20 protein-coding genes are annotated in these 16,501 nt (G+C 61.8%); 11 read left to right on the plus strand and 9 right to left on the minus strand.

The annotated features are described in order from the left end of the window. Positions 1 to 22: 22 nt before the first annotated feature. The 5 genes from HNQ71_RS01975 to HNQ71_RS01995 form a co-directional block, all read right to left on the minus strand. Positions 23 to 1,033, minus strand: coding sequence for a Gfo/Idh/MocA family oxidoreductase (locus HNQ71_RS01975; protein ID WP_184870932.1), 1,011 nt, complete (start codon positions 1,031 to 1,033; stop codon positions 23 to 25). 32 nt (positions 1,034 to 1,065) lie between these two features. Next, complete coding sequence (locus tag HNQ71_RS01980) at positions 1,066 to 1,860, minus strand: hydroxypyruvate isomerase family protein (RefSeq protein ID WP_184872202.1); 795 nt, start codon at positions 1,858 to 1,860, stop codon at positions 1,066 to 1,068. Positions 1,861 to 1,938: 78 nt separating this feature from the next. Beyond that, on the minus strand, positions 1,939 to 2,727 hold the full coding sequence (locus HNQ71_RS01985; RefSeq protein WP_184870933.1) for an ATP-binding cassette domain-containing protein: 789 nt from the start codon (positions 2,725 to 2,727) through the stop codon (positions 1,939 to 1,941). Next, positions 2,727 to 3,830, minus strand: coding sequence for an ABC transporter permease (locus HNQ71_RS01990; RefSeq protein ID WP_184870934.1), 1,104 nt, complete (start codon positions 3,828 to 3,830; stop codon positions 2,727 to 2,729). The genes HNQ71_RS01985 and HNQ71_RS01990 overlap by 1 nt, the downstream gene beginning before the upstream one ends. A 107-nt stretch (positions 3,831 to 3,937) precedes the next feature. Next, positions 3,938 to 4,888, minus strand: coding sequence for a sugar ABC transporter substrate-binding protein (locus HNQ71_RS01995; RefSeq protein ID WP_184870935.1), 951 nt, complete (start codon positions 4,886 to 4,888; stop codon positions 3,938 to 3,940). Between the two features lie 178 nt (positions 4,889 to 5,066). Between HNQ71_RS01995 and HNQ71_RS02000 the strand changes: the two genes are divergently transcribed. Beyond that, entirely contained in the window at positions 5,067 to 6,062 is a 996-nt protein-coding gene (locus HNQ71_RS02000) for a LacI family DNA-binding transcriptional regulator (protein WP_184872203.1), read from the plus strand. Between the two features lie 87 nt (positions 6,063 to 6,149). After that, complete coding sequence (iolE, locus tag HNQ71_RS02005) at positions 6,150 to 7,073, plus strand: myo-inosose-2 dehydratase (RefSeq protein ID WP_184870936.1); 924 nt, start codon at positions 6,150 to 6,152, stop codon at positions 7,071 to 7,073. 227 nt (positions 7,074 to 7,300) lie between these two features. On the opposite strand, the gene HNQ71_RS02010 is transcribed toward iolE, so the two are convergent. Next, complete coding sequence (locus tag HNQ71_RS02010) at positions 7,301 to 8,200, minus strand: LysR family transcriptional regulator (protein ID WP_184870937.1); 900 nt, start codon at positions 8,198 to 8,200, stop codon at positions 7,301 to 7,303. Between the two features lie 105 nt (positions 8,201 to 8,305). Here HNQ71_RS02010 and HNQ71_RS02015 point away from each other — a divergent pair, with 105 nt between their 5' ends. The 8 genes from HNQ71_RS02015 (at position 8,306) to HNQ71_RS02045 (ending at position 12,896) form a co-directional block, all read left to right on the plus strand. Then, positions 8,306 to 8,578 (plus strand): GlcG/HbpS family heme-binding protein, encoded by a 273-nt coding sequence (locus HNQ71_RS02015; RefSeq protein WP_281391349.1) that lies wholly within the window; start codon positions 8,306 to 8,308, stop codon positions 8,576 to 8,578. After that, complete coding sequence (locus HNQ71_RS35445) at positions 8,578 to 8,709, plus strand: heme-binding protein (protein ID WP_281391350.1); 132 nt, start codon at positions 8,578 to 8,580, stop codon at positions 8,707 to 8,709. Before HNQ71_RS02015 ends, HNQ71_RS35445 begins: the two co-directional genes overlap by 1 nt. A gap of 38 nt (positions 8,710 to 8,747) precedes the next feature. Next, positions 8,748 to 9,551 (plus strand): SDR family oxidoreductase, encoded by an 804-nt coding sequence (locus tag HNQ71_RS02020; RefSeq protein ID WP_184870938.1) that lies wholly within the window; start codon positions 8,748 to 8,750, stop codon positions 9,549 to 9,551. Between the two features lie 55 nt (positions 9,552 to 9,606). Further along, positions 9,607 to 10,116 (plus strand): nuclear transport factor 2 family protein, encoded by a 510-nt coding sequence (locus tag HNQ71_RS02025; protein WP_184870939.1) that lies wholly within the window; start codon positions 9,607 to 9,609, stop codon positions 10,114 to 10,116. A gap of 95 nt (positions 10,117 to 10,211) precedes the next feature. Then, positions 10,212 to 10,847, plus strand: a complete 636-nt coding sequence (locus HNQ71_RS02030; RefSeq protein WP_246461150.1) for an SDR family oxidoreductase — start codon at positions 10,212 to 10,214, stop codon at positions 10,845 to 10,847. A gap of 138 nt (positions 10,848 to 10,985) precedes the next feature. Next, the gene (locus HNQ71_RS02035) at positions 10,986 to 11,282 is read left to right on the plus strand and encodes a putative quinol monooxygenase (protein WP_184870941.1); all 297 of its coding nucleotides are present in this window, start codon (positions 10,986 to 10,988) and stop codon (positions 11,280 to 11,282) included. Positions 11,283 to 11,520: 238 nt separating this feature from the next. Continuing rightward, complete coding sequence (locus HNQ71_RS02040) at positions 11,521 to 11,982, plus strand: VOC family protein (protein ID WP_184870942.1); 462 nt, start codon at positions 11,521 to 11,523, stop codon at positions 11,980 to 11,982. A gap of 68 nt (positions 11,983 to 12,050) precedes the next feature. Further along, on the plus strand, positions 12,051 to 12,896 hold the full coding sequence (locus tag HNQ71_RS02045; protein WP_184870943.1) for an oxidoreductase: 846 nt from the start codon (positions 12,051 to 12,053) through the stop codon (positions 12,894 to 12,896). 70 nt (positions 12,897 to 12,966) lie between these two features. Here HNQ71_RS02045 and HNQ71_RS02050 read toward each other — a convergent pair whose 3' ends face one another. Both HNQ71_RS02050 and HNQ71_RS02055 read right to left on the minus strand, forming a co-directional pair. Continuing rightward, complete coding sequence (locus tag HNQ71_RS02050) at positions 12,967 to 13,272, minus strand: hypothetical protein (RefSeq protein WP_184870944.1); 306 nt, start codon at positions 13,270 to 13,272, stop codon at positions 12,967 to 12,969. Between the two features lie 18 nt (positions 13,273 to 13,290). Continuing rightward, on the minus strand, positions 13,291 to 14,016 hold the full coding sequence (locus HNQ71_RS02055) for an SDR family oxidoreductase (protein WP_184870945.1): 726 nt from the start codon (positions 14,014 to 14,016) through the stop codon (positions 13,291 to 13,293). Positions 14,017 to 14,182: 166 nt separating this feature from the next. Between HNQ71_RS02055 and HNQ71_RS02060 the strand changes: the two genes are divergently transcribed. Then, the gene (locus HNQ71_RS02060) at positions 14,183 to 15,064 is read left to right on the plus strand and encodes an AraC family transcriptional regulator (protein ID WP_184872204.1); all 882 of its coding nucleotides are present in this window, start codon (positions 14,183 to 14,185) and stop codon (positions 15,062 to 15,064) included. Positions 15,065 to 15,288: 224 nt separating this feature from the next. Here HNQ71_RS02060 and HNQ71_RS02065 read toward each other — a convergent pair whose 3' ends face one another. Then, positions 15,289 to 16,497, minus strand: coding sequence for an HlyD family secretion protein (locus HNQ71_RS02065; RefSeq protein ID WP_184870946.1), 1,209 nt, complete (start codon positions 16,495 to 16,497; stop codon positions 15,289 to 15,291). Positions 16,498 to 16,501: the final 4 nt, after the last annotated feature.

Below are 16,501 nucleotides of genomic sequence, written 5' to 3' on the forward strand. Positions count from 1 at the left end.
TCCTCTGTAGCTCCAGAAGCTTCTATCGCAGCGGAATGGCTTGCTTCTTCGAGACGGACTCGATGCAGGCAAGCGCAATTTTTAGAGCGTTGCGCGCGTCCTCGCCCGTCGGTCCTTCAACTTTGCAGGTACGAGAGGCTCGAACGAACGAGGCGAGCTGCGCCGTGTAGCCTTGGACGAAATGGTCGGTGTCGCGGCGCCAGGTATCGTTCGACAGGCCGTTCTTGTCGAAGAGCGTCATGCTGGAGCGACGAACGTCGCCCATGGTCACCATGCCGCCGGAGCCGAAGACCTCGCCGCGGATGTCATAGCCGTAGAGTGCCGAGAAGTTTGCTTCGGCGACGGCAACGGAGCCGTTGTCGAACCGGACTGTGACTACCGCTGTGTCAAGGAAGCCGTTTTCCCTGAAATCCGGCCGCACTAAAGCGTCGGCTACAGCAGACACCTCTACCGGCTGCGCGCCCGGATTGAGCCACAACAGCGTGTCGAAGTCGTGGATGAGCGTCTCGTAGAAGATGGTCCAGAGTGGGATCCGCGCCGGATCGGCGCCGAACGGGCCTGGATCGCGCGTGAGAGAGCGAAGGAGCTGCGGCGTCCCGACTTTCCCGGCATCAATCGCTGCTCGCCCCTCAGCAAAGGCCTGATCCCAGCGCCGGTTGAAGCCGACCTGGAGCGGAACGCCCGCCGAGCGCGCCGCGGCGATTGCCCGGTCGGCATCTTCCAGGGTCAATGCCATCGGCTTCTCGCAGAAAATCGCCTTGCCTGCCTCGGCTGCCTGCACGAGGACATTCGTGTGAAACCGCGCTGGAGTGGCGATGATCACGGCCTCCAGTCCCGGATGGGCAAGGAGGTCAGCAACATCCGTGTACGCACTTTCGACGTCAAGTTTGTCGGCGAGGTTGGCTGCGGCGTTTGGCGCCGGATCCGCGATGGCAATGAGATCGGCGTCGACCAGGCGGCGTGCGACAGTCTCACCGTGGAAAGATCCGATGCGGCCGGCACCGATGAGACCGACATTGACGGGTTTGGGCATTCGAGAGGTCCTATGAATGGGTTGGTGGTAAATCAGATGGTGAAGGCGTCGCGGAAGGCTCCCAGCGCGGCTTCGGGATCGCCGGCGGCCCACGCTTCCATGCCGACGGGGCCGGAATAGCCAATGGCCTTCAGGGCCGTGGCAATCCCGCGCCAGTTGATCTCGCCAGTACCCGGTTCGCAGCGACCCGGAACGTCCGCTACCTGGATCTCGCCGATCCACGGCAGGCACTTGCGGCAAAGCTCAATCAGGTTCCCCTCGCCGATCTGGGCGTGGTAGAGATCGAGGTTCAGGCGCAGCCGCGGGTGGTTGACGTTCGAAACCAGGGCCAGCGTGTCCTCAGCGCGCCCGAAGGGCACACCTGGATGGTCGACCGGCAGGTTGAGGTTCTCGAGCGTGAAGGTGACCCCTTCCTTCTCGGCCAGTTCGACGACGCGGCAGAGTGTGTCGCGCGCCTTCAGCCACATGGCACCGGTCACCACTTCGATGGGCTGGACGGGGAGGCCCCTGTCCCCCAGACCGGTACCGTGAAGGTTGAGGCGCTGCACACCGAGCCGCTTGCCGACCTGCGCAGTCTCGCGGGCCGTTCTGATCAGTTCGGCCGCGCCTTCGTCGTCGGTCAGACGGCCGGCAAGGTAGCCGTTCATGATCGTGAAGGTCGCGCCAGTTGCTTCCAGCTTATTGAGGTCGTGCTCCGGCCAATTCCAGAGACCGACACCAAAGCCCATCTCCTTCAGGCGCGAGGCGCGCCAATCGATCGGCTTGTCGCGCCACAGCATCTCGGCGCAGGCTGCGAGGGGGAAAGGAGAGGTTGTGGATCCACTCATTGGCGGTTCTCGTATTCTGGGTATGACGACGGGTGGTGCGGCGCGATTGCGCCGCACCGACATGTGAAAAGCTCTCGATCAGATCGTTCCGCCGAGTTCCTCTGAGAGCGACTGCAGCTCCTTGCCGCCTGCCATCAGGTTCTGGAGCTCGTCGATGCCGATCTGATCTTTCCTATAAGTGCCGAGCGTCTTGCCGCGATTGAGCACCGTGAAGCGGTCGCCGACGGCATAGGCGTGACGGACATTGTGGGTGATGAAGATCACGCCGAGACCCTTGTTGCGGACCTGGCCGATGTACTTCAGCACCATGGAGGTCTGGGCAACGCCAAGAGCGGACGTCGGCTCGTCCAGGATGAGGACCTTGGCGCCGAAATAAACCGCGCGGGCGATCGCAACACACTGACGCTCGCCGCCTGAAAGCGTTCCAACGGCCTGCTGAGGGTCACGCACGTCGATGCCGATCCTGTGCATCTCGTCCCGTGTGATGTTGTCGGCGTGCTCCATATCCATGCGTTTGAAAGGTCCGAAACCGACCACGGGCTCGCGTCCCATGAAGAAGTTGCGGGTCACCGACATCAGCGGGATCATGGCAAGATCCTGATACACGGTGGCGATGCCGGCATCGAGGGCATCGCGCGGTCCCGAGAACAGGCGCGGCTGGCCTTCGACCAGGAATTGTCCGGACGTCGGCTTGTGCACGCCGGCGAGCGTGTTGATCAGCGTCGACTTGCCAGCGCCGTTGTCCCCCAATAGGCAAAGCACTTCGTTCGCATTGACGCTCATCGACACACCGTTGAGCGCAATGACCGAACCGAAATGCTTGACGATGTCTTTGACCTCGATGAGGGGCGTTTGGGACGTGGCCATCAGCGTTCTCCCGTTACGCGCTTGCGAATGACATTGTTGAAAATCACCGCGACCAGCAGCATGCCGCCGAGAAAGACGAGGTACCAATCCTGGTCGATCGAGGTGTAGGTCAGTCCGATCAGAACCATGCCGAACACGATCGATCCGAAGAAGGCGCCGATTGCCGAGCCATAGCCGCCGGTCAGCAGGCACCCGCCGATGACGGCAGCGATGATCGCCTCGAACTCCTTCTGGAAGCCGCGGCGGGCGTCGGTCGAACCGGCATCCAGAACAGTGAGAATGGCAACCAGAGTGGCGCAGAGCGCGGTGATTACGAAGAGCGTTGTCTTTACCCTTGCGACCGGCACGGCCGATTTGCGAGCAGCGCGGGGGTCACCGCCGGCGGCGAAAATCCAGTTGCCAAAGCGCGTCCGCAGCAGAACCCATGTTGCAAGAAGGGCGATCGCGATGAACCACAGGATCTCGACGGGAATGCCCGGCACCTTTGGAGCGCCGCTGGGGAATGCATCGATGATGCCCTTCGAGGCCAGCCATGAAAACAGACCAGAAAAAGCGTCTCCCGAGAAGAACGGCGCAAGCGGGCTGCCGGCGACTGCCTCCTTCATGCCGCGAAGCTGGGTGGAACCGCCGCTCGCCCATTTTAGGCCGACCAGGGTCAGCCCGCGCAGGATGAACAGAAACGCCAGCGTGACGATGAAGGACGGCAGGCCGGTGCGGATCGTGATCTGCGCGTTGGTGACGCCGATGAAGACGGCGAAGGCGACGGCAACCAGGATCGCAACGCTGAGCGGCACATGCCAAACGACGAGCGCGGTGCCGAAGACCAGCCCGGCAAAAGCCACCATCGATCCGATCGAGAGATCAAATTCGCCGCCGATCATCAGTAAAGCCGCGCCGGTGGCAAGAATGCCGAGTTGGGCGGCCGGTGCCATGAAATTCATGATGCCGGCGAGCGTGAACATCGCCGGATTCGCGGTGAAAAAGAAGAAGATTGATACGAGCACCAGGCCCGCAACGGCGCCGAGTTCGGGTCGCCGCAGAAGCGCGGTCATCGTGGAGACCTTCTTCAGCCGCTCATCGGAATGAGATGTGGTCGCAGTCATTATTCTTTCCTCCCGATTTTGGTCCAGATGCCAATCTGGCGGACGTGGTCCGCCTTCCGGCACTTGCAAAGGTGGCCCCCGCCGAAGCGAGGGCCGGCAGCTTCGCATTAGCGGATGCCTTGGGAGGATTTCTCGATGACGGAAGCGGCCGTGTCCTTCTCGACGAAGCTCGGACCGGAGGGCACATTGCCAGCGGGGATCGTACCGTAGCGGGCATAGAGCGCGAGGAACGTCACCGGCAGATAGCCTTGCAGGTAGGGCTGCTGATCGACCGCGAACAAAGCCTTGCCGTCGGCAACCGCCTTCAGGAAGCCCGCCGACAGGTCATAGGAGGCAACCTTCACCTTGTCGCCGACGCCCATCTTCTCGACGACTGCGACCGCACGCTCGCCGACGAGCGGGGCCGAGAGACCGAGCACCACGTCGATCGACGGATCGGATGTGAGCGCGGCCTGGATCTTCGCTTCGATTTCGGCCGGATCGGCCGTTGTCGGCAGCACGGTCACCTTGCCGCCCTCAAAACCCTTTTCGGTGCCGGCGCAACGCTGGTCGAGAGCGGCATTGCCCACTTCCTGGTTGACGCAGAGAACGTGCTTCAGGCCGAGGGATTTCAATTTCTCGCCGACCTTGATGCCCGCTGGGCCTTCGTCCTGGCCAACATGCAGCTTGATGCCGAGCTTCACTGCCGCCGAGATGCCTGAATTCATCGAAATCACCGGAATGCCGGCCGCGACAGCCTTCTCGATTGCCGGACCGAGCGCATCCGGGTCAGGGTCCGAGATGACGATGCCGGCAGGCTTCTGATTAGCGGCAGCCTCGATCAGTTGGCCCATTGCCACCATGTCGAAGGTTTCCGGAGCGCGATAGTCGACTTTGACATTGCTGTCCTTCCCGGCCTGCATCATCCCGTTCTTCACGATGGACCAGAATGGATCTGACGCCTGTCCGTGGGTGACCGCGATAATGGAAATATCCTCAGCTCGGGCGCTGATGGCCACTGAAGCTGCTGCACCGAGGATGACGGCACCGACTGCGAGTCTCTTTAGAATGGATTTCATCTGCTCCTCCTAACGTTGCCGTCTCCTCCTGAGGCGGCAAAAAAGCGAATGCTACCGGGTGCAAAAGTGCTTGCTACCGGGTGCAAACGCGTGCATCATAGCTTTTGATACGCTAAAAGCAAGCGTTCATTTCACGGAATCAGAAAATGGAATGGACGTTTCATTTTGTGGAGGCTTCATGAGAAGGCGGGCAACGGCGAAGAACGTGGCAGATGCGGCCGGCGTCTCAAAATGGACAGTGATCCGTGCGTTCACGCCGGGCGCATCGATTACCGAGGAGAGCAAACGTAGGGTTCTGCAGGCTGCAGCGGCGCTTAACTACTCGCCGAACCTCCTCGCCCGCAGCTTGGCCACCAATCTCACGCATCAGGTGGCGGTCTTCGTCGACGACTTTGCCAACCCTCAGAAGTTGCCCTTCCTGGAGACTTTGACCGATCGGCTGCAGGCTGAAGGGCTGGTCGCCATGCTGATCAACATCAACAATCACTTCGATCATGTGCGTGCCCTGCTCAACGCGGATCAGCGCCAAGTCGATGCCATCATCATGTTCGGCACTGCTTTTCGCAGCGAAACGTTGAATGACAGGCGGCTGGGCCGGAGCATGCCGCCGATGTTCGTGCTGGCAAGGGACAGCCAGATCGATGGCGTGCCTGCCGTTGTCTGTGACGCCGAGCTGGCATTGAAGGAGATCGTCGATCATCTTTATGAAAAGGGATACCGGCGTCCGGGCTTCATGGCTGGGGCGCCGGCCCTCTCCACGGCGCTCAGGCGCCGGCATCATTTCATCGATTTCTGGAAACAGAAGGGTGTAGACGAGACCGCGGTGATATCGGCGGAAAGGTATAGCGCGCAGGCCGGAGCAGAATCCGTTCGCCACTATCTTCAGAATACGGACGCCAAGGATAGGGTCGACGTCCTCATGTGCGAGAACGACATCCTGGCCATCGGCGCGCTTGACGAAATCCGCGGGCAGTTTGGCTTGCGTGTGCCGCAGGACATGGCCGTCATCGGCTTCGACAATTACGAGCTAGGCGGAGCATCGGTCTATGGCCTTTCCACATACGAGCAGCCGAAGGACGAAATGGTTGAGGTTGTCATCGAGATGATAACCGGGCGGCTGCCCCCTGAGACTGTCACACTGCCGGGAAAGCTCATCGTCAGGAATTCTGCCTGAGCCACTTCTCAGAGCCAAGCGGGGACGCGGCGAACGTTGTCCTGCCGAGGCCTCTCAGTTCCAATCGAACATTATGCAGGGAATGCAATGACCCAGATTGATATCTTGCTGCCGCCCTACGTGCGACTAGCCGTCAGTCCGCTGTCCTGGGCGAACGACGTTCTTGAAGACCTTGGCGAGGATATACCGCTGGAAACCTGCCTGCGTGACGCCGCCGATGCTGGATATCATGGCGTGGAGCTCGGGGGAAAGTTTCCGCGAGATGCAAACACCCTGAGCCCGCTGCTTGCTAGCCATGGTCTCGCCCTGGCGTCCGGCTGGCATTCGGGAAAACTAGCTGAACATGGCGTTGGCGAAGAAATGGAAGCGGTCGCCAGCCATGCCGGCCTCCTGCACGCGATGGATTGCAAAGTGATGGTTTACGGCGAGGTCGCGATGATGACGCCGGGATCGCCGCTCGATGTTCCGATGTCAAAGCGAGTAATCATGCCGAAGGCAGACATGGCTGCGTATGCTGCGCGGTTGACCGAGTTCGCGAAGCGTCTTGCCGAGGAGTACGATCTTAAACTTGCGTACCATCATCATCTGATGATGGTTGCCGAGACATTCGACGAGATCTCGGGAATCTTCGACAAAGTGGGACCAGAGACAGGCTTGCTGCTCGACACCGGTCACGCCGTGGCAGCCGGCTTTGACTACGTCCGACTGATCGAGCGCTTTGGAGACCGTATCAACCATATCCACCTCAAGGATATCCGCAGGCCGGTTCTGCAAGAAGTCCGTACCGGCGATCTGAGCTTCAATGCCGGTGTGCGCAGGGGAGTTTTCACAGTGCCGGGAGATGGGATCGTAGACTTCTTCCCAATTGCCCGCTTTGTCAGGGATCAAGGCTATGGCGGGTGGCTCGTGGTCGAAGCCGAGCAGGACCCAGCGGTCGCCCCACCCCGTCTCGCTGTCGCACGAGCCTTTGAGCATATGTGCGATGTTTTCGCCGACCGACCAGATGCGTAGTGGAGGTTCAGTGCTGGCGCTATCAGGACCTCTAGTGTAGTCGCAGGACAATGTCTGCTTTCAGGAAGCGGCCAAGCTGGTCCTAGGGTCGACATGCGGCGCATTGCGGCCGGGCTGCTTTTGGCCGGTAGCGGAACGACCGGTTTCACTAAAGATCTCTCGCAACCTGACGCTGTCCAAGCCGTGGCCAGCGTCAGTGGACATTTCGGTGAAGAACAAAGAATTGGTCAGGTTGGCCGGGCGTTGATCCGCAGAGCGTCAATGACAGCGCGAAGGCCAGCCGAGAGATATTTGCGCGTGGGGTAGTAGAGGTAAAGCCAGTCCTCACTTACGATCCAGTCAGTAAGGCATGCGACCAACCGCCCGCTTTCTACGTAAGGGCGTGCCCGATCTTCCCAGACATAGGCGATGGCAATGCCGGCGAGCGCCGCTTCGATCATGAGTTCGTGGTCATGAAGAGCAAGCGGGCCCCGGACGTCGACATCGATGTCCTTGCCGCCTTTGGAAAAGGACCAAGGGTAGCTCACGCCGCTCGGATAAAGGTTGCGGATGCAGACATGCGCGGCGAGGTCAGCCGGGGATTCCGGAGCCGGGTGTCGCGTGAAATAGTCCGGCGAGCCGACCACGGTGAGGCGAAGGCGCGGATTGATCTTCACCGCGGTCATGCCGTCACGCAGGCTCTCCCCCAGCCGGATGCCGGCGTCGAATCCTTCATCGACGATGTCGACCAGCCTGTCCGTCGCAACAATTTCCAGTTCGAGGTTCGGGTTGGCATCGATGAGCGGCCCGATCACCGGCCCAAGCACGAAGGGCGCGATCGAATTGGGTGCGTTGATGCGCACCTTGCCGAAAGGCGTGTCACGGAACTGGTTGAGTGCGTCGAGAGCGGAGCCGATATCGCCGAAGGCCGGCGACAGCTGGGACAAGAGCATTGCGCCCGCATCGGTCAGCGAGACGCTCCGCGTTGTGCGGTTCAGCAGACGGATGCCGACGCGAGACTCCAGGTTCGACACGGCATGGCTGATCGCCGAGGCCGTGACCCCGCGTTCTTCGCTTGCACGGCGAAAGCTGCGGTGCCGTGCGACCGCGTCGAAAGCGGCAAGTTCAGACAGGTCGGTGGCGCGCATTGATGATTCTCATTCAGGAATGATGCGAAGAGTATCTCGCTAATCGCCGCGAACGAAAAGACGCAATGTCCTCCTGTCAGCCGAGAGTTCCGGCAGGAGAACGCCATGTCACTCACCATCGAACGCGCCTTTGCAGCCATCGTAGCCGGTACCGCGCATGCCACGACGATAGGCGTTGCCGCCAATCTTGCCGTGCTCGACGCGGCCGCGCATCTAAAAGCATTTGCCCGGATGGATGGCGCCGTCCTCGGCAGCATCGAGGTGGCGATCGGCAAGGCCCGCACCTCGGCGCTCTTCCAGATGAGCAGCGCGGCAGTCTGGGACTACTGCAGCCGGGGGCTGCTGCTCCCAATCTCGATGCCAGCAACGGCGGACTGATGCCCTTTCCCGGCGGACTTCCGATCTTCGACCGCGACGGCAACCTAGTGGGGGCAATCGGCGTCTCGGGCGGCGCTCCGTCGCAGGACCTCGAGATCGCGCAAGCCGGGCTCGCCGCCCTCGGCAACTGAACGTCTCATTCCCTTTCACCCAAGCCAGGAGATCACTCATGACCAAGACAATCCTGATAACGGGAGCCGGCTCTGGCTTCGCCGAAGCCGCAGCAATCGGCATGGCGCAGCTCGGCCACACCATCATCGCCACCGCGCAGATATCGCCGCAGGTCGCGGCTCTGCGCACAATGGCTGCCGAACTCGGCCTCGACAATCTGCGCGTCGAAAAGCTCGACCTCGCGGACCCTTACGACATGGCCTTCATCGAGACCTTCGACATCGACGTGCTCTGGAACAACGCCGGTTACGGCGAGAGCGGCCCGGTCAGCGAGATTCCGCTCGACCTCGTGCGCAGGAACTATGAGATCAACGTCTTCAAGCCGCTCGAACTGACCCAGGCCTTCATCCGGAAATGGATCGCCCAAGGCAAGAAGGCCAAGATCGTTTTCACGTCCTCGATGGGCGGGCTGTTCACCCCGGCCGGCTGGGGCACCTACGTCTCGACCAAGCACGCCTTGGAATCGATCTCGGAGGCTATCGCACAGGAAGTCGCGCCGTTCGGCATCAAGGTCCAGACCATCAACCCCGGCGCGTACTACACCGGCTTCAACGAGACCATGGCTGATACTGCGTTTCGCTGGCTCGACGCAGACAGGAACTTCACCAAGCCCGCCGAGCTACGCGCAACCTTCGATGCGCTGCTGGCCTCGCCCATTGGCCATCTCGATCCGCAAGAAATGATCGACCGGATGATCGCGATCGTGCCGGCGGAGATCGGCAAGGTCCGAAACGTCTTCCCGAAAGCGGTCGAGGACATGCTGAAGCAGGCGCAGGCCGACGCCTGGTCGGCCGAAATCTGAGGCCGGTGGGAGCTCGCTGACGTCGTCCACGCATCAAGCCAAGAGGAGAATTGCCATGTCCACGAACACCTTCCCCCAGCGCGTCATTCGCGGTGGTTTGATCTTCGCAGCCGTCAGTTGCGCGGCCATTGCGCTGGCTCCCGCAGCAAACGCGCAAACACCCGAGCAGAACAAGGCGGCCGTGCAAGAAAAGTTCGACGCCTGGAGTGCCGGGACCGGCAACCCCTTCGAGCTTCTGGCTGACGACGCTCGATGGACAATCGAAGGAAACTCGGCCGCGTCGAAAGCCTATCCGAGCAAGGAAGCCTTTCTCGCCAATGTCATCCGTCCGTTCAACGCGCGTATGACGGTTGGCCTGAAGCCGACCGTCCGCAGCATCACGGCTGAGGATGACCGCGTCGTCATCCTGTTTGACGCACAGGGAACCGCGCGCGACGGGAAACCCTACGTGAACACCTACGCGTGGTTCTTCACCTTGCGGTCCGGATCGGTCGTCGAAGCCAGTGCCTTCTTCGATTCAATCGCCTTCAACGATCTTTGGTCCCGCGTCGAACCCGGCCAGTAGACCGAACTCTTCTGCGTTTCGAAGCAAGCCCCCAGGCCGGCGCGAACCCGCCTGGTCGTCCGTTCACGAAAGGACATGCAATGCCCAAGGCAATCATGATCATCGGCGCCGGTCCCGGCATCGGCCAGGCCGTCGCGCGCAGGTTCGGCCGTGGGGGCTGGACCATTGTTCTATCCGCACGAAGCCGCAAGCGGCTGACGACACTGGTGGCCGAGTTGCAGCGGGCAGGCATCAAGGCCCACGCGATCGAGGCTGACGCGACCGATGCCGCAGCCCTGCGCGCAGCGATCACTGAGGCCGACAGGCTTACCGGCGGCCTGACCGCGATCCACTTCAACGCCGCTGTTGTGCGCCAACAGGACCTGTTCAGCATGACGGACGACGAGGTCGCGCAGGATCTGGCGATCAACGTCGCGGGAGGCCTCAACACCATTCGCGCGGCGGTAGCACAGTTCGGAACGCGCGCAGGCACCATCCTCGTGACTGGAGGCGGCCTTGGCATCACGCCACACGAAGGCTGGGCGAGCCTCGGCGTCGGCAAGGCGGCCCTGCGCAATATCGTGCAGGGACTGGCCGCGCCTTTGGCGAAGCGGGATATCCGGATCGCGATCGCGACTGTCGCCACGCTGGTCAGCCCCGACACTGAGGAATCGCGTGATGTCGCCGACGTCTTCTGGACACTTGCGACCGAACCGGATGCCTCCTGGGAGGCTGTCTATCCCGCCGCCTGACTTATTCCTTGGCCGGCTTTATCCCATTCTGCCCAATCTCTCAGTCCAGGGCCGGCCGTCTACGGAAATCACACGATCCAGGTGCCGGCCCAGATGTCGGCCGCGACATCCCGGACTATCAATTCATGGAGCTTCGCAATGACTGAGCAACTCACACTGATCGCCCGCCTCACCGCGAAACCCGAACACGCAGAGGCGCTCGGCAACGGTCTGCACGACCTCATCTCCCCGACGTTGAAAGAGGAAGGTTCGATCGGCTACGTGCTTCACCGAGATAATGATGATCCCAATGTGTGGATCCTTTACGAGACCTGGCGTTCGCGCGCCGACCTCGACCTCCACTTCGCCCAGCCCTACACCAAAGCGATGCTGTCTCGCTTCCCCGAGTTGCTGACGAAAGACATGGAGCTCACCTTCGCCACGGCTGTTGGTTGAAGTCTGCGAACTGACCGCGGCCAACATCTAGCGCGGCGCGAACTTCTGGAGGCATCCTTTGCAGGCTGGCACCGGCGATTTTTTGCCGGTTGCCGGCCTGTTCCGCTTTGTCCGCCCCTAGTTCGCAATTGATAAACCGGGCTCATCAGTGATCGGAAAATAGATGAGCTAATCAAAGATCAGGCCGCGCGCCATTCTCCTCCTCGCAGACGCAATAAACCTTTAGAGGAGACCTCAAATGGCCAACTTCCAAATACCCGCCCGCAACACCCGGTCGACCTTCGCTGATATGCGCGGTCACCACGTGGCACTGCGTGTCAGCGATTTCGCCAAGGCGAAGGCCTGGTACACAGAGAAACTCGACTTCCGCGTCGTCCATCAATGGCCCTACGCCGACGAGGAGCTTGCCTATCTCGCCCCGCCCAACGACGACAACTTCATGATCGAATTGTTGGCCGGCGGCGATCCGCTGCCGATCGCGGCGCCGTCATACACCGACTTGGGCGACAGCCTCCGCCATGCGGGCTACCACCACTTCTGCATTAACGTTGCCGACATGGACAAAACCGTCGCGGAACTGAAGGCGCGCGGAGTGACCATTGTCACCGAGCCGTTCAAACTCGATGCCATCAGCCGCAAGCTGGCCTTCTTCGCCGATCCGTTCGGCAACCTGATCGAACTGGCCGAGGTAGTCGACTGAGCTGCCGAAACCAAAAGGCGTCCCCGTTGCGGACGCCTTTACAACTCACAGCCATGACGGAGACAAACATGCCCAAGACCTGGTTCATTACCGGGTGCTCGACCGGCTTCGGCCGAGCCATTGCCCAGCACCTTCTGGCGAACGGCCACAACGTCGCCGTGACCGCTCGCAATCCGGCGCAGGTCGAGGACCTCGTTGCCCGGCGCCCCGATGCCGCCGTTGCCATCAGGCTCGATGTGACGGATGCAAAGCAGATCGACGAAGCACTCGAAATAGCGACCCGGCGCTTCGGCGCGATCGACGTTCTCGTCAACAATGCGGGCGTTGGATACTTCGGTTCATTCGAGGACAGCGATCTCGCGGCCGTACACGCGATGTTCGATCTCAACGTCTGGGGGCTAGTCAACATGACGCGCGCCGTGCTTCCGGCAATGCGGCAGGCCAGGGCCGGCACCATCGTCAACATCTCGTCGATCGGCGGCCTGCGCGCCTTCCCCTCCCTGAGCTTCTATGCTGCGACCAAGCATGCGGTCGAGGCGATCTCAGAATCGCTGTCGGCCGAGGTCTCGCCGCTGGGGCTCAAAGTTCTCATCGTCGAGCCCAGCGCGTTCCGCACCGACTGGGCCGGCCGTTCAGCGGCGGAAGCGGCCAACCCGACCTCCGACTACGACCAGACCGCCGGCGCAGTGCAGCGCATGATCCGCAGCTGGAGCGGCAATCAGGCAGGTGACCCTGCACGCGCCGCAGCAGCGATCGTACGCGCCGTCGAGGCAGAGCGTCCGCCGCTGCGGCTGCTGCTCGGGCGCGGCGCGCTGGCTGGTGCACGCGAAAAGCTCGAGACGCTCAAGGTCGATTTCGACGCATGGGCCGTGACCACCGAAGGCGCGGACTTCCCCGGCACCGAACCGACCTGACGCGATCGCGCAATGCGGCTGCCGCGAGGCGGCCGCATCGTCGCGCCACGCCGTTGCGAACGCGACGCAGTCATCCGTCCAATGAATGGTGCACCTGCGAGATCGTCCAGTCGACACTGCGATGGTCGATCGTCACGTGAACCGGCGACTCCGCCATCTCCGTCATGATGCCGGCCGCCGAACGGTGGCCGTCCTCGGTGGTTTCCCAGAACACAATGTCGACGATCATGCCGTCGTCGCGCTCGCAGATGCGCCGCCCCATGAAACCGGGCTGACGTCGAATCCACGGGTCGATATCGGCATTTGCGGTGATGAAGTCGGCGATGGACAGTCCCGCCTTGAGCCTGAGCGTGGTGATCTCGATGGCATGGGTCATGGGATGCGTCTCCTGAGATCAGCCTTGTGTGGTCGGCCGGACGATCAATTCGTTGATGTCGACATCTGCCGGCTGGCTGATGGCGAAGGCGATTGCCTCCGCTATCGCCTGGGACGAGATCGACGTGTTTTCGAGCATGTCCTTGAAGAACGCGCGCGTGCCCGGCTCGGCGATGCCGTCAAACAGTTCGGTGCGTGTTAGGCCGGGGCTGATCATCGTTGCCCGGACGTGCCGGCTTTCCTGCCGCAGCCCTTCGGTGACGGCACGCACGGCGAACTTCGTGGCCGCGTAAACTCCAGCCGTCGGGTCGACGCGATATGAAGAGACCGATCCGATGTTGATGATATGGCCCGACTTGCGTTCCGTCATCGTCGGCAGGACCGCGGCCACGCCATTCAGGACGCCGCGCAGATTGACGTCGATCATCCGGTTCCATTCGTCGACGCGCACGTCGGACATCGGCGCGAGGGGCATGACGCCGGCGTTGTTCACCAGCACGTCGACCTCACCGAAAGCTGCTTCGGCCTGCGCGACGAAGGCCCTCATGTCGGCAAGGCTGGTGACGTCCAACGGAATTGCGATCGCCTTGCCGCCGGATAGGGGGATGTCCTCGGCGATGGATTGGATACGATCGAGGCGGCGGGCGCCGAGCGCAACACGATGGCCGAGCTGCGCCAGGTGGCGTGCCGCGGCCTCTCCTATGCCGCTCGACGCGCCTGTGATGAGGATGGTCTTGGTGGTCATGGGTCCATTCCGGATGTTTGCGTTGATGGTCCGCAGTACCGTCATAGAAGGCTGGATCGTTAGCTCGGTCCTGCAAGAGTCTTGCACGACCCTGCAACGCCTCGCCGCGCTGTGATGACCGGACATGCAGAATTGTGTATGGGACCGCTGGAACGTGAGCCGCCAGATGCCGCATCGCCCGCCGTCCGAAATCTACGCTGACATGGCCGATATCCTGGAGCGCCACTTGCCTCAGGATGGTGACTTGGCTTCGGCGGTCGCCGGCCTCTACCTCAGCCGCCGCTCGGCGCCGACCGAACCGGTATACCTGTCGCAATGGCCATGCTTTGCGTTCGTCATTCGAGGCAGGAAGAGCGTGACGTTGGGCGACGTCACGCACTCCTATGGTGTCGGGGACTATCTGGTCGTCTCGTTCGATCTGCCGGTCGTCTCCCGCGTCGTCGAGGCCGCAGCCGGCGAGCCGCACCTTGGCTTCGGCATGGCCATCAATCCCGATTGCGTCAGGGAACTGCTCGCTCGGATGCAGCCGCTGCCGACGTCGAAGTCCACTTTTGGCCTGACGGTCAACGACGCTTCGCAGGAGTTGCTGGACGCATCCGTTCGCTACCTTCGCTTGCTCGATAGTCCGGCCGACATTTCCGTGTTGGCGCCGGTGATCGAGCGCGAAATTCACTTTCGCCTTCTCACCGGTCCTATGGGCGGCCGGTTGCTTCAGATCGCCATGGCGGGCACGCCCGACAATCGTATCGCCCGTGCCATCGAATGGCTGCGTGGCAACTTCGCTCAACCGCTGCGCATCGAGGAGTTGGCGAGACGTGTTGGGATGAGCGTGTCATCTCTCCACCACCTCTTCAAGAGCGCTACCGCCATGACTCCGATGCAGTATCAGAAACGGCTGCGCCTGACCGAGGCGCGCCGCCTGATGCTCGCGGAACGCCTCGATGTCGGAGCCGCTGGCTACGCCGTTGGCTACCAGAGCCCGTCGCAGTTCAGCCGCGAGTACCGACGCCTTTTCGGTAAGCCACCAATTCGCGACATTCCAAATTAGACCGTTCGGAGTGGTGTTCTGCCCTGTATTCTTGGATTGCTTGGCGAGGGGTGACGTGCAGCCTAAAAGCACCCAACACCTCGCTGTATTATGTCCGCTTTCAGCAAACGCTGGGAGCGTATTGTACGGCCGAACGCAGGCGCATTGCTGCCGCTCGTGCCCGGCGACATGTAGTGTGCCCGCTTTACCGGCCCCGGAATCGGACTAGCGACGCGGCCACGGGTTCAATCATGGCGAGGTGGCGCCTGTATGCTGGAAGCCAGGCCGGAATTGATCTGGTCCGGCTCGGGCGTCGCCTGTGCTTCCCATTCCGGGACCGATTGCGCCAGCTCGCCGTCGGCCATCTCTGTTGGGATACAGTCCGGGCGGGCCGAGGGACCATCGAGCACGTTGGACAGACTTTCACGTGCGCTGTCGAGCCACGTAGAATGATCTGCGGCAGAGTGGTCCCGGATCGAGACAGTTGCGGTCATGCCAGAGACAAGCGGTACGCCGGGAGGCACTTCGTCTATCGCGATGCGAACGGGAACACGCTGGGCCAGCCGCACCCAGGTATAGATCGGATCCACATTCGGTAGTCCCTGGGCGCCGGCGGCTGCGTTGGAAACGCTGAGGCCACGTGTGATCGTGCTGACGTGCCCGATGATCGGCGCGGAGTAACCCATCAGCTTCGCCTCGACCGGGGCGCCGGTGCAGACGCGCGCCATCTTGGTCTCTTCGAAATATCCGTCGATCCAGAAACTGTCGGTATCGATTATCGAAACATTGGCGATGCCCTGGCGGGCATAGTCGCCGGCCCGCAGCAGCAGGTTCGTCACATATCCATTCACTGGACTGCGAACCTCGGTGCGCTTCAGGTTCACTTCAGCCAAGGCGACCTGGGACTGCGCCGCTTCGAATGCGGCCTCAGCCTGGATCGCATTGCCGGCATAGATCTGCTGCTGTTCGGGGGTGGTCGCAAGGCTTGACAGTTTTCCCTGCCGTTCGGATTGCCGCTGCTTTACCTGCACATCCGCTGCCCTTTGCTGCAGCGCAGCTTTACTGCTCGTCAGGGCCACGTCGAAATCGAACTGGTCGAGCACGTACAGAACATCGCCCTTGTGCACGAACTGGTTGTCGGCAACGCGCAGCTCCTTGATCCGGCCGGTAACTTCAGGAGCGACGCTTGCCACCTGAACGCGGACACGTCCGTCGCGAGTCCACGGGGCGGTCAAATAGTGGTCCCAGGCGACGACGGAAATGAGCACCGCGACCAGCGCCAACGCCAGCGTGGCAAGTCGCTTCCCTGCTGCTGCCAGCGCGAGGCGCATCCCGGCGAGCTTGAGGTTCGGCGCCAGCAATGCCGTAGCGTCCGTTTGCATAGGTGGCAAAGCGAGAGGCAGCGGGGTCGTCATCGCTTCCTGAACAAACTCTTCGTTGAGTAGCGCGTCCATAACA

The organism is Mesorhizobium sangaii (genome assembly GCF_014207355.1).
Classification (GTDB): domain Bacteria; phylum Pseudomonadota; class Alphaproteobacteria; order Rhizobiales; family Rhizobiaceae; genus Mesorhizobium; species Mesorhizobium sangaii.

Excerpts from the sequence above, each read along its gene's own strand:
- HNQ71_RS02055 (WP_184870945.1), bottom strand. The coding sequence starts at position 14,016 with ATGACCACCAAGACCATCCTCATCACAGGCGCGTCGAGCGGCATAGGA.
- HNQ71_RS01975 (WP_184870932.1), bottom strand. The coding sequence starts at position 1,033 with ATGCCCAAACCCGTCAATGTCGGTCTCATCGGTGCCGGCCGCATCGGA.
- HNQ71_RS02050 (WP_184870944.1), bottom strand. The coding sequence starts at position 13,272 with ATGACCCATGCCATCGAGATCACCACGCTCAGGCTCAAGGCGGGACTG.
- HNQ71_RS01995 (WP_184870935.1), bottom strand. The coding sequence starts at position 4,888 with ATGAAATCCATTCTAAAGAGACTCGCAGTCGGTGCCGTCATCCTCGGT.
- HNQ71_RS02065 (WP_184870946.1), bottom strand. The coding sequence starts at position 16,497 with ATGGACGCGCTACTCAACGAAGAGTTTGTTCAGGAAGCGATGACGACC.
- HNQ71_RS02000 (WP_184872203.1), top strand. The coding sequence starts at position 5,067 with ATGAGAAGGCGGGCAACGGCGAAGAACGTGGCAGATGCGGCCGGCGTC.
- HNQ71_RS02045 (WP_184870943.1), top strand. The coding sequence starts at position 12,051 with ATGCCCAAGACCTGGTTCATTACCGGGTGCTCGACCGGCTTCGGCCGA.
- HNQ71_RS02060 (WP_184872204.1), top strand. The coding sequence starts at position 14,183 with ATGCCGCATCGCCCGCCGTCCGAAATCTACGCTGACATGGCCGATATC.
- HNQ71_RS02035 (WP_184870941.1), top strand. The coding sequence starts at position 10,986 with ATGACTGAGCAACTCACACTGATCGCCCGCCTCACCGCGAAACCCGAA.
- HNQ71_RS01985 (WP_184870933.1), bottom strand. The coding sequence starts at position 2,727 with ATGGCCACGTCCCAAACGCCCCTCATCGAGGTCAAAGACATCGTCAAG.
- HNQ71_RS02010 (WP_184870937.1), bottom strand. The coding sequence starts at position 8,200 with ATGCGCGCCACCGACCTGTCTGAACTTGCCGCTTTCGACGCGGTCGCA.
- HNQ71_RS01980 (WP_184872202.1), bottom strand. The coding sequence starts at position 1,860 with ATGAGTGGATCCACAACCTCTCCTTTCCCCCTCGCAGCCTGCGCCGAG.
- HNQ71_RS02015 (WP_281391349.1), top strand. The coding sequence starts at position 8,306 with ATGTCACTCACCATCGAACGCGCCTTTGCAGCCATCGTAGCCGGTACC.
- HNQ71_RS02040 (WP_184870942.1), top strand. The coding sequence starts at position 11,521 with ATGGCCAACTTCCAAATACCCGCCCGCAACACCCGGTCGACCTTCGCT.
- HNQ71_RS02020 (WP_184870938.1), top strand. The coding sequence starts at position 8,748 with ATGACCAAGACAATCCTGATAACGGGAGCCGGCTCTGGCTTCGCCGAA.
- iolE (WP_184870936.1), top strand. The coding sequence starts at position 6,150 with ATGACCCAGATTGATATCTTGCTGCCGCCCTACGTGCGACTAGCCGTC.
- HNQ71_RS02030 (WP_246461150.1), top strand. The coding sequence starts at position 10,212 with ATGATCATCGGCGCCGGTCCCGGCATCGGCCAGGCCGTCGCGCGCAGG.
- HNQ71_RS02025 (WP_184870939.1), top strand. The coding sequence starts at position 9,607 with ATGTCCACGAACACCTTCCCCCAGCGCGTCATTCGCGGTGGTTTGATC.
- HNQ71_RS01990 (WP_184870934.1), bottom strand. The coding sequence starts at position 3,830 with ATGACTGCGACCACATCTCATTCCGATGAGCGGCTGAAGAAGGTCTCC.
- HNQ71_RS35445 (WP_281391350.1), top strand. The coding sequence starts at position 8,578 with ATGCCCTTTCCCGGCGGACTTCCGATCTTCGACCGCGACGGCAACCTA.